Raw genomic sequence first — 24761 nt, 5'->3', positions numbered from 1 at the left:
AAGCGCAGTAATGCGTTAAGCTAACTGATACTAATTGCCCGTAAGGCTTGATCCTATAACCAGTGTGTTTTCCTGGTATGAGTCGCATGTGCCCATATGGCGCTGATACGCTCGCAACCCAAACGACATGTTGTACTACGCTTCTTCTGAATTGGTTTTGTTGCACCCCTAGTGCAGCAGAACATACAAGTTATGCCTGATGACCATAGCGAGTTGGAACCACCCCTTCCCATCCCGAACAGGACCGTGAAACGACTCCACGCCGATGATAGTGCGGATACCCGTGTGAAAGTAGGTAATCGTCAGGCTCCCCTAAAAACCCCTTGCTACAACGCGTAGCAAGGGGTTTTTGCTTTGTGGCTCCCGTTTCTCCCGCAACCGGGGGTAATGCCGGCGCGCTGACTAAGACCGGCGTGGTGATGACGCTAGCCAACTCTATTTGGTATGGATCTCGACAGGAGTCTCATTAAGCGCACATGTCCAACGGGCGCGCGGATCATGGGGCCGTGAATCTCTAGACTCCAGTGGTACGAAAAAGTCCGTCAGGTCAGATGGACTTCATGCACGGCCCACTGACGGACGCAGCATCCGGCTGTTCAACGTGATAGACGACTTCAACCGCGAGGCACTCGGTATCGGGGTCGACTTCTCATTGCCGTCCGAACGCGTGATCCGTGCGCTGCGGCAGATCATCGGTTGGCGCGGCAGGCCAGAAGCGATTCGGTGCGATAACGGGCCCGAGTACCTGAGCGCAGCGATCATCGAATGGGCCCGACAGTACGGCATCAGGCTCGACCACATCCAGCCGCGTAAGCCGCAGAAAAATGCGTTTGTCGAACGATTGAACCGGACCGTGCGGTACGAATGGTTGTCGCAGTACCACTGGGAAGACTTGGACCACGTGCAGCACTTCGTGACCGATTGGATGTGGACTTGCATCATCACCGCCAGAGCATGATCCTGGGCGGATTCACGCCAAAGCAGCGGTTGGCCATGGCCGCTTAGTTTCTACTGATGACCCCCTGGAAAACGGGTGGATTATCCCGGGGACATGAATGCTTAGGTATCCTAACAATGCTGTCAATTCGGCACTTGGGACATGCAAGTGATTGAGGCGTATCCAAGTGCCTACGTTGGGTCAGAGGCTGGCGCCAGCGTCGCAAAATCTGTGAAATCTGTTGAATTGATTTTGAGATGTCGATGTTTCGGACGGATATTACGGAATGTCGCTTGCTTATATTGACTCAGTGAGGGTACCGTCTTGCGATCTGCTTCGCACATTTGTTGTGCGGGAGAGGCGCACGGGTGTAGCTCAATGGCAGTGCAGAAGCCTTCCAAGCTTATGACGAGGGTTCGATACCCTTCACCGCTCCAATAGGAGCGCGTGGCCGAGCGGCTTAAAGTACGGGTCTTGAGAGACGGTGATGGGCAACTATCCGTGCGTTGAATCTCGCCGCTTCCGCCACCCAAAGCTAATGAGGGACGTTAGCTCAGTGGATAGCGCGATAGCCTCCTAAGTTGTAGGTCGCAGGTTCAACTCCTGCATGTCTTACCAAATGGGCCTCTAGCTCATGCTTGGTTAGAGCAGCGAACTCATAATTCGTTGGTGCCGCGTTCGACTCGCGGGAGGCCCACCATCTGCCCGAGTGGTGAAATTGGTAGACACCGCAGACTTAAAATCTGCTGCGCTTAAACGGCGCGTGCCGGTTCGACTCCGGCCTCGGGTACCAAAACCATCATCGCACATTTCGCCTGTTGCCCTGTAACCAAGGGTTGATCTTAACGGCGTGCCAATATTGGCGGTGATCTTCATGCGGCGGGCTGTGATCTGTTGCAGCCGAGCGGCGTAAGCGGATGTTCTTCGTCCTTTACCAACCAAGGAAACGTTCAAAATGGCCTTCAAATGTGCTTTGCGAGTCATTCCTATCTCGTTGGCGCTGGTAAGCGCGATGCTCGCGGCCGTGCTTTCAGGGCCGGCGTCAGGCAAGAGTCTTGAAGCAGCGCTGCTTAACGATGTCCCGACGTGCGAACCACTTCCTGATATTCAGCGCTTCCTCGATGCTGCGAATAGTCGACCGAATCCGCTGGACAACTTGACGCCGGGATCCATTGTCAATTTGCGTGAGTCTCGTGACCGGGCGGCTCTTCATCCGTTGCGGGAGATCAAGCTCAAGAAAATCGAAGACGTGCAGGTGCCGTCAGAGGAGCGCCGCATCCCCGTACGCATTTATGTGCCGGAAGACGTACGTCTGGCGCGAGGCGGAAAGTTGCCCGTGGTCATGTTCATTCACGGCGGAGGATGGACGCTGGGTAGCGTGACGTCTTATGACAGCATTACACGCGAGCTGTCCCGGGCGATACCGGCGATTGTGGTATCTGTTGACTACCGCCTCGCACCTGAACATCCTTTTCCTGCCGGCTTCGACGATGCGTTTGCCGCACTTCAATGGATCGGTGGACACATTGGTGAGTTTGGAGGGGATGCGTCACGCGTTGCTATTACCGGAGATAGTGGGGGAGGCAATCTTAGTGTTGCTGTGGCAATGAGAGCGCGTCACGAAGGGAGCATTCGCGTCGCGCAGCAGATCCTTTTCTATCCCTCGACAAATATATCGAGTACTGAAACGCAGTCGTACAAGGATTTTGGCGAAGGGCATCTGTTGACCACGAGATCGGTTGAGTCATTTCGAGACTTCTACTTGCCGAATGTGCTGGACAGAGCGAATCCCTACGCTTCCCCGCTACTCGCGCAAGAACTGAAGGGCATGCCGAGGACATTGCTTGTTACTGCAGGTTGTGACCCGCTTCGTGATGAGGGTTATGCGTTCGCGGAAAGGTTGGAGAAGGCCGGGGTGCCCGTCGTATATCGGAATGCGCCAGGTCTGATTCATGCCTTTCTGAATTTCTTCAACCAGGATCGTGCTATCTCGCCCTATGCACAGGCGGTGCTGGATTACGCGGCTCACGTGATTCGACAGCGATTCGAATGAACGCATGAACCAGTCGCGCGTCTCGCTGCTCATTGGGATTGGTGTGGATCGAGTGCTTCGTCGCAAGGCTAGCAGAAGGTTTCGGTGGGGCGATGGACTCCGGGACTAGCCGTTCGTAGGTCTCGCGGGTTCAGCGTTTTGTTGAGAGGGAACTACGGGCGCGCTCCCCATAATTTCACGATATTGCAGAACAAAGGAGAATGTCTTGAGAGAAATTGCACTAATCGCCATTGCCGCGGCCACACTGCTGAACAGTCACTTCGCCCATGCGCAAGTCGCGAGTTTTGATTGCGGCAAGGCGCGCACTGCTGTTGAAAAGAGGGTCTGCCGGAATCCATCGCTTGGTGCGCTGGATATTCGCATGGCAACTTACTACCAGATCCTCAGCGATGCGCGCCCCGCAAGTGAGGGGATGGCATATCGTGAATTTCGTGATGGGTTACGTGCTGAACAAAATCGTTGGCAGCGGCAGGTGCGCGACGCTTGTGGTGAAAAGACCGCTTGTCTGCGTGACGCCTACCAAGAGCGAATTGACGCGCTTCGTTCGCTGACACGTCAGGTACTCACGCTGGTGCCGGGTGCTTCGGCCGTAACAAATGAGGTTTGGCTAGATCCTCGTAACACTACGTTCATTATCGAGGGCGAGAATATTGCCCTCTCAAATGGCAAGTCGGAGCACCCTGTCGCCGCGGGGTCAGCCGCAGTGCGTGTCTCACAGTTGGTCGGGCCGATGACTAGTGGGATGGTCAATGGGACTCGCGGAACCGCAGTGTTTTTGAGCGATGATCCGGGCGGCAGTGGCACGTTTTACTATGTCGCTGTTGCGCTGCCCGAAGGCCGTGGGACGAACGCTATTTTCCTCGGGGATCGCATCAAGCCACAGTCCATCGAGATTTCGCAGGGCAAGGTCACAGTGAGCTATTTGGATCGCCCACAACAGGCCACCATGGCGGAGAAGCCGTCGATTGAGAAGGTTCGTCACTTCACATTAATCGATGGACATCTGGCCGAGTCAAAGTAAGGCGAAGCAAAGAAGCTGAGCCTACGCTCACTAGGTGGCTACGTCTCGGAACGCCATCACAGAGACTCGAACGGCGGTTGCGAGAAGCGCTCTCTTCGTCATCCCGTGACCGCTTTCGATTTAGGCCCGCAGGCGCGCGGGCAGCGCGACAATAGCGATGGGCGTCAGGCGATTGGCTAGTATGGGGCCACCGCTCAAGAGTCGGTGTCACGTCTTTCGCCATTCACCCGGTCAATGCGCTGCGCGTCCAGTTGAAGCTTCACCGGCGCATCGGCATCGAGCTTCTTAGTCGGGATCACGAATTTCCATGTGCCCTGGCTGCCTGGATTGCGGAAGAATGCCACGACGGCCACGTACTTTGTGTCGTCCTCTATCGGCTGCGAAAGACTCAATGAAGCGCCTGGATTGAGAACGCCAGCCATGCTTGCTTGACGTTCTTCAGCTAAAACCTTGCGATCTTGCTTGAGCAAATCGTCGTATGAAGCTGCGTCAAACAGTTTGCGGTCCTTCAACTGATACACGCGCACCGCGACGGACGTTGCTCGGCCGGCATCGTCTGGATTGAGGGCGTCCCGCGCACTCACGTCCACGTCGACGGATTCCACATGTTTGTAGAACACCGCATGAAACGCGTTCGCTGTTCCGTTGGACAAGGTTTGCCACGCACCGCAGGCGGACAGGAGGAGTACGGGCAGAAACAGGGCAAGCGCCTTGCGGGTGAGGGGCGTGAAGTTCGGCATATGTCGGTGGTTCATGCGCTGGTAGCGCTCAGGCAGGGATTGGGTTCAGGTGTCGGAATGGCGCGATGGACACCCAGCGTGATGCGGATGTCGTGGCTCTCGTGGCTTGGCAGGACGCTTGTCCAGCCCAGGCGTGGTGCATGTGCCGCGTCGGCAACGCCGATGCGCGGTTTGGGCGCCATCGTAGAGGGCACGATCAAGCGCACGTAGACATCCGCCGTCGTGCCCATGTAGAGCGAGACCATCGCCATCAGGTCGGCATGCAACGTGGTTCCGGGCAAGAGGCTGCCGATCTGTGTCGGATCGGACGGACGCAGTAGTACCTGCGCCGCACCATAACGGTACGTTAGATGACGACCGAGTACATAGTCCGCACCCAGCCCGCGAGTGTTTTCGGTTGCGGCGGATGTGATCGGTCTCGGTGTCCCGGCGCGGATCCTCTTCGGGAAGAACGCTTCCACCTGAACGTCAACGCCGGGAGCCGTCACGGCAATCGCCCCGGCAAGCCCCTCGGCCGTGCGTGTGCGCTGGATCAACAACCCAAGGATCGCGAGCATGCGAACGCCCGGTAGCCCTGCACGCCGGGGCTTGTCGCCGTCGGCAAAGCCGGCCAGACAAAGCAGGCTGCGCGAGTGCTCGTCGTCCCCGGCAGCGCGAAAGCTCTCGGGGTAACGATACTTCTTCCACGCGCGGTAGAGCAGGGCGACGGCACGGTGGTTGAACTGATCGAGAAACGCGGCGACGGCCTCAAACCCTTCTTCGCGTAACGCAATGTCGTCGACCATGTGGGAGGGCACGCAGGCGTCAACGCCATACAACCCCATAAACGTCGTGCGAAGCGCGGGCGGGGCGTCGGGGAGGTCCTCGTCGCGCTCGACGGTCACCACTTCGGCGGACGGAAAACCCATGCGCGGCCAAGGACGAAACCGGACGGCCTCGTGAGCGGAGGAATTCTGAGTGCCCAGGCCCGGCACATCCGGTGCGCGCAGCTCCAGCAGGCGGCACAGTTGCATAAAGCTCATGCGCGGCGCACGCGAAAGCAGCTCCTGGACCAACGGTTCCAAGTCAGGGAAGTCGCGTGCGGTCACAGGGGAGCCCGGTACGTCTTGCTGCGTGGCCAATCGATACGCGTCTGCGACGGCAGGCTGATTATGCTCAGCCTGGTGAACAGGTTGATCTCGGCATACATTTCGAAGAACCGGTGCAGCAGCTCGCCGAAGAGCATCAGATCTCCCTCGCCGGCAAATGCATGGGAATCGAGCGTCACCTCGATGTGAGCTCCGCGCTCGACAGACCCGCCCGATACCTCTTCGACGAGCGACTGGGAAACCCAGCGAATGCCGTCCAGACGTCTGCGGTTCAGCTCGCTCTGGTCTGCGTCAGTCCAGTCATACAGCGAGAGGGCGCCACGAAGCACCTCCGCATTCATCAACGATAGGAAGTTCGGCGCCAGGTGCGAGAGCACACGCCACTGAAACCGATCGCCGGTCGGCGGATAGAGGGGGAGCGTCGGTGCAACAAGGTTCTGCACGCCGGCAACGTTCGGCGTGTTTGACACCAGTTCGCACAGATTTGCCGCGCGAAGGGACTTGCGCGGCAGCATGCCGTTCGTGCCGGTCAGGTGCAGCGACAGACTCTCTTCGGGTAGCGCATCCATCGTCTCCCACGCATGACCACCGAGCACGAGCCAGGTCTCCTGAAGGCCGGAGACGCCAGATTGTACCCGCGTGTGGAAATAGCGCTCCGGGGCCTCGTGACGCAGCATGCCGCCGCGATGCTTGAACGTCGAAAACGGCACGTAGCTGTAACGCTGTGCCGACGCCTGCTCGAACGCCTCGACCGCGTCTACCGAGTAAATCTCGGTGTGGTTGCCAAGGTGGCCGGCCGGGCGCACCCGGTACTCGGCATCGTGGTGATTGACCTCGATGGGCTCTGCGTCGAGCGAGAAAAGGTTGATGGCCGGCGTGCAGAACAGACGCACGTTCTGTGTATCGAACGGTTGGTCGCCGGGGTATGGGTGAGACAGCACGAACTCAAGCTCGAACTGATTTGCCGTCTCCGGCAGACTGGTGATATCGAAGCCGCAGACGTCGACGAACAGGAATTTTTCGCGAAACGAAAAATACTCGAGTAGCAACTGGTAGCCCGAAAAGGCATTCTCAGCTTTGGGCCAGAGTCGTTCGTCGGTCGCGAAGCCGGCCGGTGCAACCGAGATTCCGGAGAGGGGTACCGCTTCCCCGCCGCGCACCTCGGGAACGCGGCACAGCACCGCGTCGACTTGCCGGGTCAACGCGAGGTGCATCGAGAAGGCGATCGGCAAGTCGGCGCTCAGAAAGAGGCGCAAGCGGGACAGATCGGTCTCGTCGCGGCGCGCAGCGGCATCGATGGCGAATCCCAGACGGATGACCGAGCGCCCGTCCTGACGCACTGCGGGTTCTGCATGGATGATCCGGATCGGATGGAGGGCTACCGGCTGCGTCGTTCGATACTCGCATTGCACCTTCCTCGGTGCATCGCCCTCGTGCGTGCCCGGCACGACGATGGAGGAGGAGCGGACCACGACACTGGGATCGATCACTTCGGTACTTTGCACCTTGGCGGCTGCGGGCTGCAGCGCCACGATCGACAGCGACGGGATCATGCGCAGGTAGTGCGGCCACAGCAGGCTCACCAGCCCTTCGGTGAATTCGGGTAATTCGTCGTCGAGCTTCTGGCGCAGGCGGCCGGTCAGAAAGGCGAAACCTTCATAAAGCCGCTCGACGTAGGGGTCCAACGCGCCCACGCGGTCCATGTTGAGCATGCGTGCGCGGTCTGGGTGCGCGCGGGCAAATTCCTTGCCAGCCTCGCGCAGGTAACGCATCTCCGCTTCGTAATAGCGCAGGATAGGATCGTCGTTCGTCATCAGTTAGCGTGTTGAGAGTTGGCCAGCGCGCGTGCCGGATCGAGTACCGTCATCTCGGCCTGAAGATCGGCCATGCGACGGATGAGGGCGACGCGATCGACATCCTTGCGAGCCGCGACAGTTTTGAGACCTCGGGCCAGTTGTTGCTTGACTTCGAACGCAAGTGCGGGCTCCCACTGAGCCAGCGAGATGGCGCGAGCACTGGCGTCAAGTTCGGTAAGCAGGGCAATTGCCGTATCCGAGCGGCTGGCCTGTTCTGCTACGCGCGCCATCAGGAGGCGCTGGAGGAAACGGTGACGTTGGGATGTCATACCGGGCAGCGCCTCAAGCCAGGCGATGGCCGCTTCCAGTCCCTCAATGGCGACCTTCTCGCGCGCCTGGGCCTCGATCTCAGGCCAATCCCCCACGCCCTCGCAGTTGCCACCTGCGGTCACCGGCAGAGGCGCCGGACCCTCGCCCGCGGCAAGATTGCGCACGACGGCATGCGTGGCGAGCCAGTCGAGCGTCGCATCGTTCGCAAACGGGGTGCGATCGTTGAACGTCAGGCGTTCGATGTCGGGCAGTCGTTCGAGAAACAGGGCAACGTCGGTACGTAGTACGTCACGCCAGCCATCGTAGGGATGCCCCGCGCGCTCGAGCGCCATGTGTTGGAAATACTGGAGGTCGAGCCAGTAGTGATTGGCACCTTCCAGGTAGGCGTCTTCCACGCGCTCAAGGACCTCTATCCACTGTTTCTGCAGCACCAACCGTTTCAGGTGCTGACGAAGTTCCGCACGAGGTGGGGCCAGGCGAGTCTGGCCGGTGTTGTCTGCCGGGGGCAGCTCCTGCAGCGTGTCCCATCGAACGCTACGAACCATGCGAGCGGCACTGAGGTAGCCGCTGTCCTGATCCCGCAGCCAGTTAGCCATGACACGCGCCTGTTCGAGCATATCGCGCGACGAATGGATGGCGGTTGGTGTGGGTGCGGCTAGCGTGGTGGGTGGCGTCTCCTTGGCCGGGATAGCGATATTTCCCGCTGCGTCGGTCGTGTCCTTGCCTTCGAGCAACGTCACGAGTGCTTGTAGATTCGGCTGCACGTTGTCTGGCCACGAGCCGATATGGGCGAGCAGCACGTCGAGCGCTGCGAGTGCCCGTTCCCGATCCGCTGCGGCGAAGCCCTCATATGTCGAGAGGCATTCGAGTACGCGTGGCGTCACCAACATCTCCAGCGCACCTTTGCGGGCTTCGACACGTGCGGGCAGCACGCCGTCGCCAAATCGGTCGACGAGCGCGGCGGCCAACTCAAGCCCGTCGGCAAAGCCAGCGGTGCCGTCGCGGCGCAGCCTTGCGGCGGCGTAGTAGCCGGCCACGCGCAGATCTTTGCCGATGTCTGTGGTGAGCCGCTCGCAGTGGGTCATGATCAGGGCGTCATCGATGCCGCCGAGTTTGCCCGACTCGTCCTTGATGGCGAAGAATGCGTCTTCATAGCCAGGATCGCGCCCAGCCCCGGACTTGCCCGATAGGGGGTGTAGCCATTCGCTCCAGGCATCGAGCCGCGTTCGCGCAAACTGCTCGGCGTGCCGGATGGATGGGATCAGTCGATTCAGGAGACCGGCGAGCATCATTGGGCTCCTGTATGCGGTGCCCGCTCACTTGCTGCGCGCGTAGCCGTGGCAGGCTTCATCGATCCTGCGGTGAAGATCCGCGCCGGGAGGGCGAAATGCCGCAACTGCAGCACCTCGAGCGGGCCAGCGCCGGCCTCGCTTCGCATCTGCACGCGCAAGGGCGTACCGGCCGCTTGGTCGGGCGTCCACGTCAGCACATAACGTGCGCTGTCCTGCTGCTCGACCTGTGCGCGCTCGAGCAATCGGATCAGACCGAAGCGGCCTCGGGCGTCGAGGGCAGAGCGCAGGCCGCCTTGGGCCGTCTGCCATTCCACGTGCGTGACGTTCTCCAGCGTCTGACCGGGCCACTCGAATGGCATCCACTCTTCCTTCTGATTGAAGTAGTGGAAGTCTCGGTCGGAAAGCACGAACCGTACGTCGGTGATACCCGGCGTGGGCACGCCGCGCAGATCGAACCGCACGTGCGCGTCGCCAGAGGGGAACAGCACGTTCGCGGCCCACGTGAGACGATTCAGTCCGTTCACGAACTCGGGGTTCAGGGCCAGTCCACCCTGGTTCGGACCTTGCGCAGCCACCCAGCGATCGCCTTGGCGCTCGACGACGCCTGCGAGTTGCGTGGCGACAAACTGGGCGATGACACCGCTGTCAGGCCGCATGAAGCGCGCCATCTCCGGCAGCGATGCGTCATTGTCCGAATCGGCGAACGGATATCGGCCGCCGAACGCCTTGTTCCATTTCACGACTACCGCATCGCGCCAGATGTCGTTCAGGCTCGCCGCCGCAGGTTGCACCACCACCTGCCATGCCTGGTCCAGTGGGGCTTGCAGTACGGCACCGAAGCCGGCCCATTGGCCGCCGAGGCTCGCGGCCACGCGGCTGGCATAGTCGCGGCTGTCGGCGATCTCGGAGGTCTTGCCCTGCAGCACTGCCTGGGCGGCGACGCGGGACATCGCGTCAGGGTCGGGGGCCGAGACCATTTGCTGGAGCTTCAGGCGCATCGCCGTGACCCGCTCAAGGTAGCGCGACAGACTGAGATCACTCCCACCTGCCGCGTGTAGTGCGCTGGCGCCGTTGCCGGCGCCCACCAGATCGCTGCCGGTGAGTCGCAGAATTGGGCCAAACGCGCTGGCCAGTGGTACCACCGTAGTTTGCTCCCGCTTGGACGGGTCTTTGTCATGTCCGACCAACTGCTGGGCGCGGTCGAGCAGGCCCGCGGCGAGCGACTGCGACGTGACACCGGCGCTTGCCTGGTAGTTGATGGCATTCATGAGGGCCACCATCGGCGAGCGCTGCGGATCGCCCAGCAAGAGCAACTGGTCGACCGTGCCGGTCAAGGACGGGGCGGGTTGCCAGCGTAAGCTGTTGAGGAAGTTCTCCCACGCGCGTGCGTAATCGTCGAAGTAGCGCTGGCGCAGCTCTGCCTTGAGGGCCGACGCGTTTGCCTCATTCCCCTTGGTGTCGGACAGCACCCAGTCGCCCGTCACGTTTTGGCGTGCGCTGGCGTCGTCGATAGCCCGGGAAATACGCTCCTCAAATGCGGCGCGCGTGAACACGCCGGGAACTGTTTCCGAGGTGGTGAAAAGCCCGTGGCTGGTGGTGTCGCCTAACAAACTCGTGAGTGTGACGGGCGGGTACTTGGCCCGTGCGTCGTCGAGGATTTTCTCGTAGAGCGCATCGGTGGAGTTCTGGATGCCGCGCACGCTGACGATCGTCTGACGGGTGGACGCGACCAGACTTTGATCAACAGGTGCCGTCAGTGATACTCCGCCTCGACTCGTGCCCAAGTGCGCCGCCATGAAAGCGAGGGTTTGCGAACGCAGGTCAGCCCATGCGCCCGGTGACAGCTCGGAGTGATTTGGGCGCACAGGTTCCTCCGTATCCATGAGTTGATCCTTAAGGAATGCGGTTTTCGCGCGCGCCGGGTTGGCCAGCATCAGGTACGTCTCGAGCGTGTCGTGCGCGGCGTCGGCCTGGACGTTACCTTTGTCGGCGATCTCCGCGTCTGAGAGTGACGCGAGGTGCATCAATTTGGCTTCAAGCGCGTGTCGAACCGGTGTCATGAGAAACGCCTGAGCGGCACTGACGTAACCGGGCCACATGGCGTTGAGAATGGCACCGTCTCGATTCACGCCGAAGCGAGTCGACCAGGGGGCGCCTTGCTGCTCTCGTACTTCGAGGGTGTCTATCTCGCGCCCGAGATTGTTCAGAGCCAGCATCTGTTCGGTCCGGTCGGAAGCCTGACGGGATTGCTCGAGTGCGGCCTCGGCCGACCGGATCGTAGCGCGGTTGTGAAGACCGGACAGATTCATGCCCAGGATCCAGACAAACAGCGCGCCCGTGACGAGCCAGGCCGTAGCGCTCGACATGGAAAAGCCCACGCGCCGCCCATGCACTTTGCGGCAATGCGAGGCGACCAGTTGCCAGAGCTTGGCGTGCTGGGTGCGAACGGGAGCAACATGAGGCACCATTGCGGCTGCGTCGATTGGAGCAAAGAGCATCCCATGCACGGCGTGGCGCCAGAACTGTGAAGCGGCGGTTTGGCAGATCCGCGCGGATAGTGCGCCCTGCATGCGTACGATGTGCTGGGAGATCGCTGCGGCGCTGCGCTGGGCCGGATCGATGCCAAGACGGACGACGCCGGCATCGGCAAGATTCATGGCAAGTGCGCTAAGCGATGCCTTGATGCCATTCGTCTGAATACGCGTGCCGGCCCAAGTCAGTCCGATGGCTTCGTCTGGCGCAGGGGCGTCGCTCTCAAGCGGTGAGAGATCAAGGAGATATACGGGCGCTGCCCAGCGTAGTGCGCGCCCGATGCGGGTGAGTCGCTGCGCCAGGCTTTCCGGTGCGAGCAGCGTAGGGTCGGACTCGGTGTCGCTCGTTAGCGCGACGACAGAATCAATCGGGCGGCGACGACGCAGCCGGCGAATCTGCGAGAGCCAGTCTTTATCGGTAGCGCTGAGCTTGTCGGAGACATAGAGCAGAACGGCCTCGGTCGTCAGCGCGAAGCTGGTCGAGACGAGCGTGGGCGACAGGCAATTTACGAGTTGCTCGGTGCCGGTAATGAGGATCCAGCGCTCGCGATAGCGCCAACGCCAGCCGTGACGGTCGCGTAACGCGTCGCGTAGTGCTTCATGCCTGGAGATGGTCATTGCAGCGGTGGCTGCGGTGCCAGTGGCCGACGGGGCTTTGGATGCGTTCGCGTCGTAATGGCGGGTCTTCATCATGACGCCCAGCGAAGCCACCCACGTGATTACTAACTCCAGATACTTAATCAGCAGCATGCTCACGAGAAACCCGGACAGCACCGCCAGCTCGACGATGATACGTTGCTCCGCGGACCATCCCAAGTGCGGGCCTCGTATCCAAAGCATGATGGCAAACGCCAAAAAGATAATGGCCACGGCGAGCCCAATAAAGAGGCCTGCTGGTCGTGCTTTTCGTTCGTTCATACATGTTCTCTACAGACTGATGCGACGAGCTTGTCGTTGTCGGTGCACAGGACAAGTTGTGGTGGCGCACCTGCGCCCGTGCTCTCCATGGCCAAGGCGAGCGCAAGCCACGGCCCGGTTGCCGCGCTGTTACCGACTGAATCCTCCATCGAATGCCATTCGACGGGATTAGGAAAGCACTGCTGATTGATGACTGTCTTTTGACTTTGCGTGACACCGTGCGTCAAAACCGAAGCGGGTGTTTCCGGATCGCACGCCCCCCACCGGGCGGCAAGTGGAATGACGGTGGCCGCTTCCTGCAAAGTCCCTGCCGCAGGTCGATGAACAAGAAGCGCGGGGGCCCGCGGCTTGACTTGACCTGGGCCGAACAGAATCGCGACGCCTGCTTCGGCTGCGCCATCCGAGAGCGCTTGACTGATCGCATTGACCAGATGAAGACTGACGATGAGCTTTGCCGATGGCGAGGTGGCCTCGTCCAACCACGAGTCAATCTGAAAAAGTGGGATGCCCTCTCGAAAAGGCGTCACCGATAGCTCCAGGTCCGACCGAAGAGCGCGGATATGTTCTTCGAGCCTCTCAGTAGCCCATTCGAGTTTGACCGATGACGAGACGTGTGCGGCGACATCAAGGCGGCTATTCGCCGGCAGAGCGCGCAATGCGCCAACAATGCGCTCGAGAAGCTGCCCGTACAGCCATGCAATGAGCACCCTATGTCGGGCCAGCTCATTCCCCTCGTTACCTGCCCCGTAGGGGTGTCCAGGGATGTCGATCCACCGAGCATTGACCTCAAGATCGGCTTGCGCAGCACTCGGTCGAACTGCCGCCTTGACCGTGCCGTCGAATACGCTGGTACTCTGGTTCTCGGTCGGCTCAGAGGAGAAGCACCAGGCGTGGCCAAGAACGGCTAGAGGCACACTTGCGGCCGCATGGCACGCCAGTTCCACGTCATCGCAAGCACGATTGTGGGCAATGACACTGCTGCGCTTGACGTCGGCATATCCCAGCCGCGAACAGCAGGTGACAGCCCATGTCGCTACGGACAGCCCTAACGCACATGCCCAAAACGAGATAGCGTCTGTCGATGAGCCATCGGGCCACAGAGTCATCGTGAGACCTGCACCGATGCACAGCATCGCGACCAACAGGATGATGGCCGTTACTACGGATAGCGACGCCTGCTTCGGGACGGGCTTTCGTGCAGGCACGCGATTGAAGTCGACGGGCATGGCTTAGAGGACCTTCGCACCGCCCGCGGACGCGATGAGGTGCGCGCCGCATCGCGTTTGGTCTCCCTCGCGGGAGAGGGCGGTCGAGCCGAATTTCATGCGGCTGGTCCCCTCGACGATCTCGTTGTCGCCGTGGATTGGACACGAGACCTTGGCGCCGACGTGAGCGGCTCGACGACCATTAACTTTGATGCGATCCGTGCCGCACAGTACCTTTCCGCCGTGGCTGGTGGCATCGCCTTCGTATGCGAGACTCTTCATTCGAAATGCCCGACAGAGATGTTATGAAAAAAATACAATGAAAATCTAAAGCTGGTTGCCTTCTATAGTTCAGAAAATAAGCGCTAGCGCTTCTTGCTCCAGAACCTTCTGACGTCGGTTGCTGTCTTGTATGCGAAGGTACTCTCCTGCCCCATCTGGTACCCATCTATTCCTGACATATATTGATTTTCGCTCACAACGGAGTTCTCTGAGATAGTTCCATCTGGACCCTCTTGATACGCATGAACTTCGTAATATGTTCCATATGTTCCATCACCTCGGCTATTTATCTTCTACGAGACAATGGCAAAAGCGTTTTCACGTCCACGAACCTTTTGAAAGAAGATGCTCTCGACGTGCGGCGCGGAACCTTCTGTTTGGAATGTTGCAAACTCGACTTTCTTATCACCGAGTTTGCAGTTGGTATAGATGTTCAGTGACAGTGCATTCGAAGTGTCATTTGGCTCAATTGAAATTCTTGAGTCATCAATGAGTTGGTGGGAATCGAAGACGTTTGATTTGTTTATTTCTTGGCATGCGGCAACAGCCTCTCTCGGCAAAAATGAAAGAGCAATTGCCAATGGGAAAGTGGATGATGCAAGGATTGCACATGAGAATTTTTTTCTATTCATATTTTTTAAGTCCAAGAATATCAGCCAGCTTGTTGAACGCTGACTTTCGCTGCGCGTAACCGTTGAGGCCACCGTTCACTTTTTCAGTCACGTCACGAACGTTTCCGAAATCTGCAATGCTGTTAACGTCTCGGGTTACTGATCAATAAACGAAAGCGGACTCGATCCCATATTCTATGTTGCTTAGTACGAGATCGGGGTTCGCTACGAAGTCGCACGGTTCATTCGGAAATCGATGGTTGTGCTATTCGGTCAAAACTCTATAATTGCTCTTAAACGTAGTCTGAATTAACAATCGGCCACGATATTTGTACCCATCGCCGGAATCTTCATCGCCATTTTCATATCGACTCGCATATACATAATTTGCGAGATTCTCTGGGTTGTTTGAATATTTTTTGGGATTCCATCCATGGCTTCTATCGGAGTCTCCAGAAGGAGCAAACAGCATCTCCATCAACCTCCTTGTACTTTTTGGATCCTTTGGGTCCTGAGATACCGAAGCAATCGAGGTGTGATCGGCGACGGGACGTGCGACTGTGACAGCGAGGTCGATGCGTTCGATTGCGTCGTGCTAGGGGGCCGCTCATTAGCCAACTCGCACGTTCGACGTAGAGAAATCGGTTATCTAATCATCGATATTTGAGTCTGGCGCCACCGTTTCTAGGCCCCTAAAAATTCGTTGATTCAATTGTTGGTAAATTCCGACATCACACTGGTGATTGAAAATTAGTTTCCCATCGTGCTTCACGTACAAACCACTCGGAAAACCTTGGTAAATTTCGTAAGCGTACGAGTCGGATCGGAATTTTATATTTGTGAAATCAATGTGTCCGATGGTTATTTCACTAATTTCGATGCGTTTCTTGGGGGGGGGGGCTGGATTTTTGGGATGCTGAAATTCGATATTCTCGATTTTTCCGTATCGATATTGAACATAGCCTCTTTCGGGGGATAAATTGCCGCTGGCACATAGGGAGATGATGTTGTTGTTGATGTGACAACTAAAATATATCTCCTCGAAGGAGTGGCAGAGTGTGGTTTCCTCGGCAAAAGCTGGGCTACAGAAGACGAGCATGAAAACGGAGATCAGTGACCCTGAGATTAGTTTTGACGAAGATTTTATCATTTAAGCCACCCATTTTTCTGTATCGTTTCGAAGTTTTTGGTTCTTTCTTCGTAGCTGTCTGTGTGTTTGTTCACGACGGCTGTAATTGCGTTAACCTGCACCTCGGTTTCTCCTTGATCGGCGATTTCTGGTAACCGATTTGCGACCAAAAAATAGGCGGCGGATCGTGCTGCGTATTTCGGCTGTACGAGAAGTTCTGGGTTGGCCTCGAAATCGACTTCGCCATCAGTCACATTCCTGTCTTGGTCTCTTGGTTTGGCTCGTCAAACAAGAGAGCCTTGTTGGGAATGATTGAATTTCCTTAGTTGTGTTTATTATCAATAAAATTTTTTATTTTATTGATAATAATTTGCGCATCATGAATGTTCCCGATCGATTTAAATTCCGCGGCAATCTTCCCGTAAGATTCGATATTATTTTCGTCGGGAGGAGCGCAGGCCAATAGATTTTCAATTCCCAGGCTTTCGGAAACTAACGATTGGATAAAATTTCCCGCGACCTTATGGTCGGCAGACGAAAATTTCTTCCAGATGGAATTTGCATCCGAGAATTGATAGTGAAGCATGGATGCGCTTACATCCTCGGTCATCCCATGGATCATCCAACGATCCCCATGGTTGCTCCATGCCCCCCCACACACCTCTCCAGTTTGATTGCTTAGAATGCAACCTGTCGATGTCTCTAGGACTGGGCAATATTCTCTGCTTTGAGCCTCCGCTTGCCCGCTTGGCCCCGGGTCGACGACTCCAACTCTCTGAATGAGAAATGTTGCGTATTTGCCGGATGGCGACACTTCGGGCGGGTATGCATCATCAAATAGCACTCCTCCGATCGGGGTCAGTGCGTCCGATTTGAAAAGATCCCAGCTTTCACCATTTTTGTTTTTATAAGTTGCTATTTTCCACCCTGAGCCAAATGTATTTTTCTCATCATCTGTGGGAAATGAAGAAAATAGAAGTGAATTATTTCCTGGAAACGAGATCCGATTTCCCTTTGCCCAACAGATTGTTGAGCCAAGAATTATTGCTAAAAGAAAGAATTTGGTGACAAGGGGGCGCATGATGTTAAAGCTCCGGACAAAGTATTACGTGACACTGCCTTTTAGGGAAGCATACCTATCTCCAGCGACACTGATGCCTCGAACTTTCGCCATTTCCCTAGACGGGCCATATATTTCCAGAACTTCGGACTCAAACGCCGATCGATTTTCACCCCAGTCATTAGGATTCTTTGATATTGACGGATGATTCTCGAAAAATCTATCCAATGCCCTGCCGATATCGCGCCCAACATAAGCCGGGCGATTCACGCTTTGATCCAGGGCAGTCGCACGTCCCAGGTCGGAAAGGAAATAGGCGCTAACAGGGTGAGTGTAGCCGTTCGGGACAATTGGCAAGACGTCGATCCGCAATCTATCGATGAAGTCCATCAACTGACGTTTTTCATATGATTCACTGGAAATGGCGTGAACAATTGCTGAAAGTGGCGCATTCTCTATTTCTTTACCAAAATTATTTTCAGAACAATCTTTTCGAAGAATTTCCTTCAGGTCGATCCCAGTCTTCTTCATCCCATCTGTGAGTCTCGGATGGGAGTAATACATCATTGATGACCTCCCTGAGCCTTCGACGGACCAACCGCATTGCTCAAAAAATTTTCGATAGTCAGATTCGTCTGATGCTTTGAATTTTGCAACTTGAGTTGGGAATTCTCCGTATCCCATTGGGTTAATGGTTTTTTGCATTGCCCCGGCTGTCAAGATTTCGCTGTCGTATGACTGAACGGCGTCGAGTTTCCCCTCGTTTTTTGACATTGCCACAAGGATTCGACGTTCATTTTCCGATATGTCGCCTACGGCTAACATTGCGTTCAACGCTTCCGATTGCTCCATTGGCTTGGTTCCCCAATAGACGGGGCCGTAGTTGGGGAGCATTCGAGTGACTTTGAAGTTAGTACCGTGACAGCAGCCACATGCACAGGTATCTGACGCGCCCAAGAAGTTCGCTATCAATGCAATCGGATTGACGTGGAACACCGCATTTGCGGGAAACCCCGGAATCTTCTTGCTAACGTCTTCCCACCAAACCAATTTCTCAATGCGCTTCTTCTCTTCATTGTGCTTGGCCGACGGACCGGTTTGCGCTTCGAGCGCAGCGAACAGTTCCGCCCATTTCGATGGCGCTGCCCACTCGCTCTCGTGCTTGACGATAAGACGTGATGCCGCCTGCATACGCCACGGGTAGCCGTTGCCGCTCACGGTCGACATATCCCGCACTTGAATTGCGGCTTGTTCGCCATTGCCCTCGGTGAAAAGGAGATCGTAGACCTGTTGCATCAGCGGGCTTAGCTTGCCTCGTGAGGCAACGCCCGACGCGTCCGGTGCTTTCGCGAATTCGCCCCAACTTGCCGGGTCAGCAAAAATCGTGTGAGCGGGGTCGTGGTCGTCAGAAATGCACTTGAAGTCGACCCATTTCTGTGGGAATTCACGCGTCACCCGCCCAGGGGTATGGTTGAAGTCACGCACCCAGCCTTTGATCGGGTTGCCACGCAAATCTGCGCTTTCGACCCGCCACCAGGTGACCTTCCGGTCGGCACTTTGATCGACCTGGGGCTCGGTGTAGGTGCGATCGGTGTCGCGTGCGAGCGCAGCCATGGCGTATGACTGAACGACTCCCGTCTTGCCAACCTGCGGTTCCACGCCCCTGGGCATGCCGCTTCCGGGGCGTTCATAGAGCGTTGTGCCGGCCGCAATGCGCAGGATCGTCGGTTCGGACGGCAGCCCAAGGGGTGCCCAGTCTTCCTTGTGCGCACCATGTTGGGTAACCCAATCGCAGCATGTCTCGATGAATCCGTCGATATCGTCGCCGGTAAACGTCTCGAGATGGACCTGGCGATTGGGTCCTGAACCTGGTTCCAGCTTGTCGTAACGCCCGAGGTGCCCGACCAGATCTCCCATTTTTATCGGGATGGGCGTGCCGGGCACCTGCACCGTCTCGAAGACGTCGCCGGGCACGATCTCCTGAACGAGCGAGCCGCCGTGCTCATGGCCCACCGATATCCATCCATTGTTGATCGATGCCGAGTCGGCGTAACCGTCGGCGTGACCGGGAATGAGCGATTTGCCATTGAGGTCCAGCGTCTTGAGCTTGCCCCACCCATGCTTAATGGGATCCAGCGTGACGCGCGCGCCCTGGGGCAAAATGGCAAGAATGTGGCCATTGGCTTGGGTGCGCACCCGGAGGCCACGCTGCGATGCATCGGCGGTCTGCCCGAGGCGTCCCTTCGCGGGCACATCCCGCGCGTATTGCGTGACCTCCCACTGCTGCGGCCAATAGGCAGGCTTGGTCCAAGACGAATGTTCCGGCTTCTGGTAATCATCGTGGGACATCAAGTGCATGTAGAGGCTGAAGAACGTCAGCGTCTTTCCCTTCGGGAACTCCATCGTGTGCCGCACGAGCGCAAAGCCGGTACTGTATTCCGCTGCTGTCGTATCGGTCCCGCCGCTATCAGGCCGATCGCTTTTCAGGTTGCTATGGTTGATTCGGTATGCCACGACTTCGCCATCGGCGATGCAGCGCACACCGGCGGCGAGATCGATGTGACGACCAAAACCCGCCGCCGTGACGTGAACGCCCCCGTGCCACAAGCCGAGTCTGCCGACCAGGTACGCGCCTGCGGATTCGCTATTTGCCAGTCCTTGATAGATCTCGTGCTCGTCGGCGAACTGGCTCGAGGAGGCGTTTTGACCATTTCCCTTTTTCAGGAAGGGAAAACCAAACGACGGGCGTTTGACTTTCGTGTCTGTGGCCGGTGTGGGACTGGCTGGGTGCGGTGAGGAATTAGTGCTCATACGGGGACGTCATTCGGAAACACTGAAGTTGACATGGGCCTTTTGCAGCGAGAGTTGCGAATCAGCCCACGACGGGAACTTGAACGATCCGCCTTGCGGTGACAGGACGCTCAGATCCCCGTGTAGCTCGACTTCCCCAGCAGGACTTCCCAGCACCACTTTCCCGCCAGACAACTTGAGGTATGCGCCGGAGCCGTCGCCGATCGTCACGCCCTGCTTGCCTGTCACCGTGATCTGGCCGTCAGCCGAGCTGATCGACATGTCATGCATGGACAGCAGTTCCATGCCATCCGCCTGAGCTTCTATCTGAACTTTGCCCTTGGCCGCGAACAGGCGTATGCCGAGCTTTCCGGCCAGAAAGGACAGTGTCTCGCCGGCGGCCACGGTGATCCGCTTCATGACGCCGACGTCGAGCCCTTCGCCGGCAGTCACGAACATCTGCTTTTGCGCCGCGATCTGCATGTCCTGACCGCTGGCGATACCGATTCCTTCCGGTGCGGTCGCGACGATGGCTGGCCGCTGCAGCTTGTTCAAATGCTGTTCAATCAACACGCGCTGCGCATCGACGTCGGCCAGGACTGCCTTCGCGGCGGATGCCACGGTGTTTAGCGAACCGAGGATCTGTTGTGCCTGCCGAAGCGTTTGGTCGGCACTCGGCATCGCCAGATGTTGTCCTGTGCCTCCGGGTTGTACCTCCGCAGACAGCAGCAGCCCCTTGGCTCCACGCGCTGCGGCGTGCCCGTCCGTGCGAAGCTCGGCACCGGTGCCGCGAGCTTTGGCTTCGCGGTCGACCATATGCCCAAGATTCAACTCGCTGGCCTGATAGGGCGTTGCAAGGTGAACATGCTCCGAGCCTTGCAAATCCTCCATGCGTTGCACATTGCCGGCGGCGGTGACAATCAGGTTGCGGGTCTTGTTCTCGCTGGTGACAAGATCAGGCTGCTCGCTGTTGTGCATCGCCCCCACGATGACGGGGCGGTCAGGATTTCCGTTGGTGAAGATCAGCGCAACTTCGGTGCCGTCAATGAGCGGGAAGTGGTGTCCGTACTTGCCGCCGCTGTAGGGCTTAGCCATACGCACGGGGCGGCTGCTGCCGCCAGGGCTCCACTCGTCCAGATCGAAGGGGAGCTTCACCACATAGCGGCCATGCTCGTCGAGGTAGGCGTACTTGTAGTTGCTGGGGGAGATGACGCGCGCGGGCAATATCCCGTCGACGACCGGGCGCGAGATCGTGTCAAGGGGCGTGCGCCATATGCGGCTCGACGGAATCCCCTCGAATTCGATCCAGAACGCCTCGGTGCGACTGCCGCGCGAGGTGATCGAGGTCACAAAGATGCCGTGGGGGGCATCGCTGGGGGCTGGCTCGACGCCGAGCACCTCCCCCGCTTCGACCCAGAACGGATTGCCAGCGCCCGAGAGCGTCAGTTGCCGTGCAAGATGCGCTTCGTGTCGAATGCGAGCAATTCGCTCACCTTCTTCCGGCGTTTCGTAATGCTCGCCCCAGTGGTAGTCGACGGCATTGGTGGTGACATCATCACGTACCGCACTTTGCTCGACGAGTAGGGGCGTATCGGCGGCGCGATGGTTGTATTCATGCAGGCGAACCGCTTCCGGCACGCGGCGCGTACGCTTCTGCAGCGTTGTGACGGCTTCCGCGCCACTCGATTCCAAACCACCGTCGCGCCGGTAAGGCAGCATACGTTGCTTGCGCGCGTAGGCATCCACGTCGTCACCGAATACAACGGCGGCGCGATCTTTCTGCTGCTCGAAACGGAACCACACGCCTTCTTGTGCGCAAAGGCGCTGAATGAAAGCGATGGTCGTCTCGTGATACTGGGTGACGTATTCCCGTCGCTTGTAGTTCTGGTCACGCAGCTTGAAGATGAAGTCGACACCTGCGGCATACCCTTCGTGCCGCAGGATCGAGGTGATGATTTCTTCCAGCGTTTGCTTCTGGAATAGCCGGCTGGTCACCGCCCGGTTCAGGTCGGCGAGCTTGGGCTCCAGGACGACGCGATAGCGTGTCTGGTCTGCGCTTGTCTCAAACTCATCGAACTGCGTGATGATGCCGTGAACGGTGTACGCGGGGGACTGCCCGTTTGCCGTAGTCTGCGCGAGCGTTTTCCAGCGTTTGCTGGGCACGATCGGCTCGATACTGAAGCGTGCCGGCCGCCCCAGCACCGATTCCATTGAGATACCCGCCTGGGGGCTTGTGAATTCAATCTCGTAGCGGTAAAGCTGACTGACGCGGTCAGTTCCCGAGAACTTCAACACCGAGAACGGCGCTGGATGTGGCGCCAGTTTCAATTCATAAGCCTGGGAAGGCACAATCGTCGACACGTGTATTCCTTGCAAACGCAGGCACAGCAGCCCCTCGGCACGCCAGGCAGCGCGCCGAGGGGCCTATGCGATCAAACAGAGGTTAGCCCTTGGCTTTGGGCAGCTGCGACACGAGCGAGAGCCCGATGTCCATGCCTTCGACCTGGAAGTGCGGCACGATGAAGAGTTTGGTGCGGAAAAAGCCCGGGTTGTCGTCGATGTCTTCTACGATCACCTTTGCCTCACGCAGCGGGTGCGACGCCTGCAGCGCGTCGCTCGGGTCGTTCATCTCCGTGACCAGTCCCTTGATCCAGCTATTCATCTCCAGCTCGAGCACGCGGCGATCCTTGGTCATGCCGATGTTCTCGCGCTGAATCAGCTTGAGGTAGTGCGCGATGCGCGAGAGCAGGAAGATGTACGGCAGACGCGCATTGATGCGGCTGTTGGCCGTGGCTTCCTTCGTCTCATAGAGCGCCGGCTTTTGCGTGGAGCTTGCCGAGAAGAAGCACGCGAAGTCGTGGTTCTTGTAGAACGATAGCGGAATGAAGCCCAGATTGGCAAAGTCGAATTCGCGCGTCTCCGGAATCAGCACTTCGGTCGGGATCTTCGGCTGTACGCCGGTTCCGAGGTCATACAGGTGCACCGGCAGGTCATCCACACGACCGCCAGCCTGCGGACCACGGATCTGCACGCACCAGCCGTTGCTCATGAAGCTGCGCACCATATTGGCCGCAAACGCAAACGACGCGTTGACCCACAGGTACTTGTCATGATCCGGGCCTTTGACGGCTTCCTCGTAGTTGAACGCGCGAACCGGCGTGGTGTCCTTGCCATACGGCAGACGACCCAGCACGCGTGGCATCGTCAAACCGACGTACCGAGAGTCGTCCGTCTCACGGAAGCTCTTCCACTTGATGTACTCAGCGCGGTCGAGGTAATTACCGATGTCCTGAATGGCCGCAACCTCTTCCATCGACTGCTTGCCGAAGAACGCTGCCCCCACCGAACCGATGAACGGCATATGGGCTGCGGCCGCGACCTTCGAGATGTTGCGCAGCAGGGCCATGTCCATCGGCGAGTTTTCGAACTCGAAGTCGCTGATCATGGCACCGATCGGTTCGCCGCCCGGCGTATCGTATTCGTCAACGTACGTCTTGCGATACAGCCCGCTTTGGATCAACTCGGGGGCGTCGTCAAAGTCCTGCTGCAACGCGGCCTTCGAGACGTCGAGCACCTCGATCTTGACGTTCTTGCGAAAGTCCGTGCGCGAGACGAGCATCTTCAGGCCTCGCCAACGGCCCTCGAGCGCCTGGAATTCCTGCGAATGCATCACCGCGTCCAACTGGCGGCTAATCTGGCGATCCAACTGGCCGATGTGGAAGTCCAGCAGCGACTTGTCCAGTCGGTCGACCGCCTGACTCGACTTCGACACCAACTCGAGGAATGCGCCCATGCCACGTGCGATGCGCTCGTCGGCGGATGCTTCTGCCAACATGTCGTTATCGCGGAAGGCCTCGATCGGACGGGCTTCGGTCACGGGTTGGAGATTGATCTTGCTGCACAGCGATGCGTACACGCTGTCGATGGCTGCCTTCGACTTGTCTTTTGCGTCCAGCACTACGGCCTGAGCCGCGCCTTGTTGCGCTTCTTTCGACTTCATTTCGGTTTCCGCCTGGGTTCGTGGAGTGACTTGATTGTGGAATGCGGTGAAAGCCTGTTTGGGCTTCCCACGCTCAGGCATGGCCTTCGGCTTGCGTGGCGGCCGTGGCGATCTGTGCCAGTTCCCCGCGCAGCTTGTCCGACAAACGCTTGTCCTTGAGTACCTTCTCGAACTCGCGGCGGAAACCGGTGTTGTCCAATAGGTTCGATTTGAGGTCGCGCAACAGGTTGCGCATCGCGAGCAGCGCTTGCAGCTCGGGGATCTGGCGGGCGACTTGCTCCGGCTCAAAGTCTTTCATCGAGCGGAACTGCAAATTGACCGGCATATCCGAATCGTCACCTGCGAGCAGGTTGGGCGCGGCGAACTTGAGGTCAGGAGCGTAGTCGGCTAGCACCGCGTCGAAGTTGTTCTTGTCGACGTTGACTTTGGCACGTTCGGCGAGGGGGGCCTGCTCGCGCCCGGCGCTGAAGTCGCCCGCCACCAGCATCTTGAGCGGCAGCTCGACCTTTTTCTGGGCGCCACCAGTATGCAGGTCGAGTGTGATTGAAATGCGATTCTTCGGAATTTCTCTCTGGAAGCTGTCCAATTTGCTCACTTTCCCTTTCGGTTTTAAAGAAGACCGCCACTCAGCAGCGCATGCTGCGCGACTGAGAACGTGAAAGGGTGCCTATATAACACGCCTTTTTCGGCGCAGTCAAAATCCGAGGGCGTTAGTGGAAATAGCCTAAGTGATCACTATTTAAGAATCGTCTCATTGACGTGGAATTGTAAGTTGTGAATCAAAAATATAAGTTTTTCCCCGGGACTCCAGTAATGACGAAGGTTTTCGCGATATTCGTGGTGCACTTCTTTTTTTCATTTCATTATCAAAAGTGAATCGAAAAGAATATGGGGAATACCTCATTTTTGTATTTTTCATTTCCGTGATGCGAGGCATGGTGGATTGATTTAACGCAGGTATTTACCTGAAATGTGCGT

At 57.9% G+C, this 24761-nt stretch carries 16 protein-coding genes, 3 tRNA genes, 1 rRNA gene and 1 pseudogene; 8 read left to right on the top strand and 13 right to left on the bottom strand.

The genetic code is table 11. The features are described from left to right. Positions 1–195 precede the first annotated feature (195 nt). The 7 genes and pseudogenes from rrf (at position 196) to PBR20603_RS11540 (ending at position 4011) form a co-directional block, all read left to right on the top strand. Positions 196–308: ribosomal RNA gene (rrf, locus tag PBR20603_RS11570) — 5S ribosomal RNA — on the top strand. A 242-nt stretch (positions 309–550) separates the two neighbouring features. After that, positions 551–1005: pseudogene (locus PBR20603_RS11565) on the top strand (DDE-type integrase/transposase/recombinase); the annotation flags it as partial. 474 nt (positions 1006–1479) lie between these two features. Continuing rightward, positions 1480–1555: transfer RNA gene (locus PBR20603_RS11560), tRNA-Arg, on the top strand. A gap of 3 nt (positions 1556–1558) precedes the next feature. Then, positions 1559–1637: transfer RNA gene (locus tag PBR20603_RS11555), tRNA-Ile, on the top strand. 3 nt (positions 1638–1640) lie between these two features. Next, positions 1641–1730: transfer RNA gene (locus tag PBR20603_RS11550), tRNA-Leu, on the top strand. Between the two features lie 162 nt (positions 1731–1892). Continuing rightward, entirely contained in the window at positions 1893–2990 is a 1098-nt protein-coding gene (locus tag PBR20603_RS11545) for an alpha/beta hydrolase (RefSeq protein WP_150559649.1), read from the top strand. 205 nt (positions 2991–3195) lie between these two features. Next, on the top strand, positions 3196–4011 hold the full coding sequence (locus PBR20603_RS11540; RefSeq protein WP_150559648.1) for a lysozyme inhibitor LprI family protein: 816 nt from the start codon (positions 3196–3198) through the stop codon (positions 4009–4011). A 194-nt stretch (positions 4012–4205) separates the two neighbouring features. Here PBR20603_RS11540 and tssJ read toward each other — a convergent pair whose 3' ends face one another. From tssJ to PBR20603_RS11505, 7 genes are all read right to left on the bottom strand, one after another. Further along, positions 4206–4751: a type VI secretion system lipoprotein TssJ gene (gene tssJ / locus PBR20603_RS11535; RefSeq protein WP_246174559.1), complete on the bottom strand. Its 546-nt coding sequence runs from the start codon at positions 4749–4751 to the stop codon at positions 4206–4208. An 11-nt stretch (positions 4752–4762) separates the two neighbouring features. After that, entirely contained in the window at positions 4763–5773 is a 1011-nt protein-coding gene (gene tssG, locus PBR20603_RS11530; RefSeq protein ID WP_150559687.1) for a type VI secretion system baseplate subunit TssG, read from the bottom strand. Between the two features lie 62 nt (positions 5774–5835). Continuing rightward, positions 5836–7653, bottom strand: coding sequence for a type VI secretion system baseplate subunit TssF (gene tssF, locus PBR20603_RS11525; protein ID WP_150559646.1), 1818 nt, complete (start codon positions 7651–7653; stop codon positions 5836–5838). Next, entirely contained in the window at positions 7653–9257 is a 1605-nt protein-coding gene (gene tssA / locus PBR20603_RS11520) for a type VI secretion system protein TssA (RefSeq protein ID WP_174977886.1), read from the bottom strand. Before tssA ends, tssF begins: the two co-directional genes overlap by 1 nt. Continuing rightward, a complete protein-coding gene (locus tag PBR20603_RS11515; RefSeq protein ID WP_343041928.1) occupies positions 9254–12604 on the bottom strand; it encodes an ImcF-related family protein in 3351 nt (1116 codons plus the stop codon). The genes tssA and PBR20603_RS11515 overlap by 4 nt, the downstream gene beginning before the upstream one ends. A gap of 98 nt (positions 12605–12702) precedes the next feature. Further along, the gene (locus PBR20603_RS11510) at positions 12703–13932 is read right to left on the bottom strand and encodes a hypothetical protein (RefSeq protein WP_150559644.1); all 1230 of its coding nucleotides are present in this window, start codon (positions 13930–13932) and stop codon (positions 12703–12705) included. Positions 13933–13935: 3 nt separating this feature from the next. Further along, a complete protein-coding gene (locus PBR20603_RS11505) occupies positions 13936–14193 on the bottom strand; it encodes a PAAR domain-containing protein (protein WP_150559643.1) in 258 nt (85 codons plus the stop codon). Between the two features lie 429 nt (positions 14194–14622). Here PBR20603_RS11505 and PBR20603_RS11500 point away from each other — a divergent pair, with 429 nt between their 5' ends. Continuing rightward, complete coding sequence (locus PBR20603_RS11500; RefSeq protein WP_150559642.1) at positions 14623–14868, top strand: hypothetical protein; 246 nt, start codon at positions 14623–14625, stop codon at positions 14866–14868. Between the two features lie 1082 nt (positions 14869–15950). On the opposite strand, the gene PBR20603_RS11495 is transcribed toward PBR20603_RS11500, so the two are convergent. The 6 genes from PBR20603_RS11495 to tssB all read right to left on the bottom strand — a co-directional run bounded on the left by PBR20603_RS11495 (position 15951) and on the right by tssB (position 24369). Continuing rightward, positions 15951–16187 (bottom strand): hypothetical protein, encoded by a 237-nt coding sequence (locus PBR20603_RS11495; RefSeq protein ID WP_174977885.1) that lies wholly within the window; start codon positions 16185–16187, stop codon positions 15951–15953. 68 nt (positions 16188–16255) lie between these two features. Beyond that, positions 16256–17014, bottom strand: a complete 759-nt coding sequence (locus tag PBR20603_RS11490; RefSeq protein ID WP_150559641.1) for a hypothetical protein — start codon at positions 17012–17014, stop codon at positions 16256–16258. A 24-nt stretch (positions 17015–17038) separates the two neighbouring features. Beyond that, entirely contained in the window at positions 17039–19804 is a 2766-nt protein-coding gene (locus PBR20603_RS11485; protein ID WP_150559640.1) for a glycoside hydrolase family 19 protein, read from the bottom strand. 9 nt (positions 19805–19813) lie between these two features. After that, on the bottom strand, positions 19814–22144 hold the full coding sequence (locus PBR20603_RS11480; protein ID WP_150559639.1) for a type VI secretion system Vgr family protein: 2331 nt from the start codon (positions 22142–22144) through the stop codon (positions 19814–19816). Between the two features lie 82 nt (positions 22145–22226). Continuing rightward, positions 22227–23783: a type VI secretion system contractile sheath large subunit gene (gene tssC / locus PBR20603_RS11475; protein ID WP_150559638.1), complete on the bottom strand. Its 1557-nt coding sequence runs from the start codon at positions 23781–23783 to the stop codon at positions 22227–22229. A 73-nt stretch (positions 23784–23856) separates the two neighbouring features. Continuing rightward, positions 23857–24369, bottom strand: a complete 513-nt coding sequence (gene tssB / locus PBR20603_RS11470) for a type VI secretion system contractile sheath small subunit (RefSeq protein ID WP_150559685.1) — start codon at positions 24367–24369, stop codon at positions 23857–23859. Positions 24370–24761: the final 392 nt, after the last annotated feature.

The organism is Pandoraea bronchicola, from assembly GCF_902459805.1.
In the GTDB taxonomy this organism is placed as follows: domain Bacteria; phylum Pseudomonadota; class Gammaproteobacteria; order Burkholderiales; family Burkholderiaceae; genus Pandoraea; species Pandoraea bronchicola.
This window is presented reverse-complemented; position numbering and strand designations above follow the sequence as displayed.

Coding starts and splice junctions, on each gene's coding strand:
- PBR20603_RS11545 (WP_150559649.1), top strand. CDS start 1,893: ATGGCCTTCAAATGTGCTTTGCGAGTCATTCCTATCTCGTTGGCGCTG.
- tssJ (WP_246174559.1), bottom strand. CDS start 4,751: ATGCCGAACTTCACGCCCCTCACCCGCAAGGCGCTTGCCCTGTTTCTG.
- tssG (WP_150559687.1), bottom strand. CDS start 5,773: ATGAGCTTTATGCAACTGTGCCGCCTGCTGGAGCTGCGCGCACCGGAT.
- tssF (WP_150559646.1), bottom strand. CDS start 7,653: ATGACGAACGACGATCCTATCCTGCGCTATTACGAAGCGGAGATGCGT.
- tssA (WP_174977886.1), bottom strand. CDS start 9,257: ATGATGCTCGCCGGTCTCCTGAATCGACTGATCCCATCCATCCGGCAC.
- PBR20603_RS11510 (WP_150559644.1), bottom strand. CDS start 13,932: ATGCCCGTCGACTTCAATCGCGTGCCTGCACGAAAGCCCGTCCCGAAG.
- PBR20603_RS11505 (WP_150559643.1), bottom strand. CDS start 14,193: ATGAAGAGTCTCGCATACGAAGGCGATGCCACCAGCCACGGCGGAAAG.
- PBR20603_RS11500 (WP_150559642.1), top strand. CDS start 14,623: ATGTTCAGTGACAGTGCATTCGAAGTGTCATTTGGCTCAATTGAAATT.
- PBR20603_RS11490 (WP_150559641.1), bottom strand. CDS start 17,014: ATGCGCCCCCTTGTCACCAAATTCTTTCTTTTAGCAATAATTCTTGGC.
- PBR20603_RS11485 (WP_150559640.1), bottom strand. CDS start 19,804: ATGAGCACTAATTCCTCACCGCACCCAGCCAGTCCCACACCGGCCACA.
- tssC (WP_150559638.1), bottom strand. CDS start 23,783: ATGAAGTCGAAAGAAGCGCAACAAGGCGCGGCTCAGGCCGTAGTGCTG.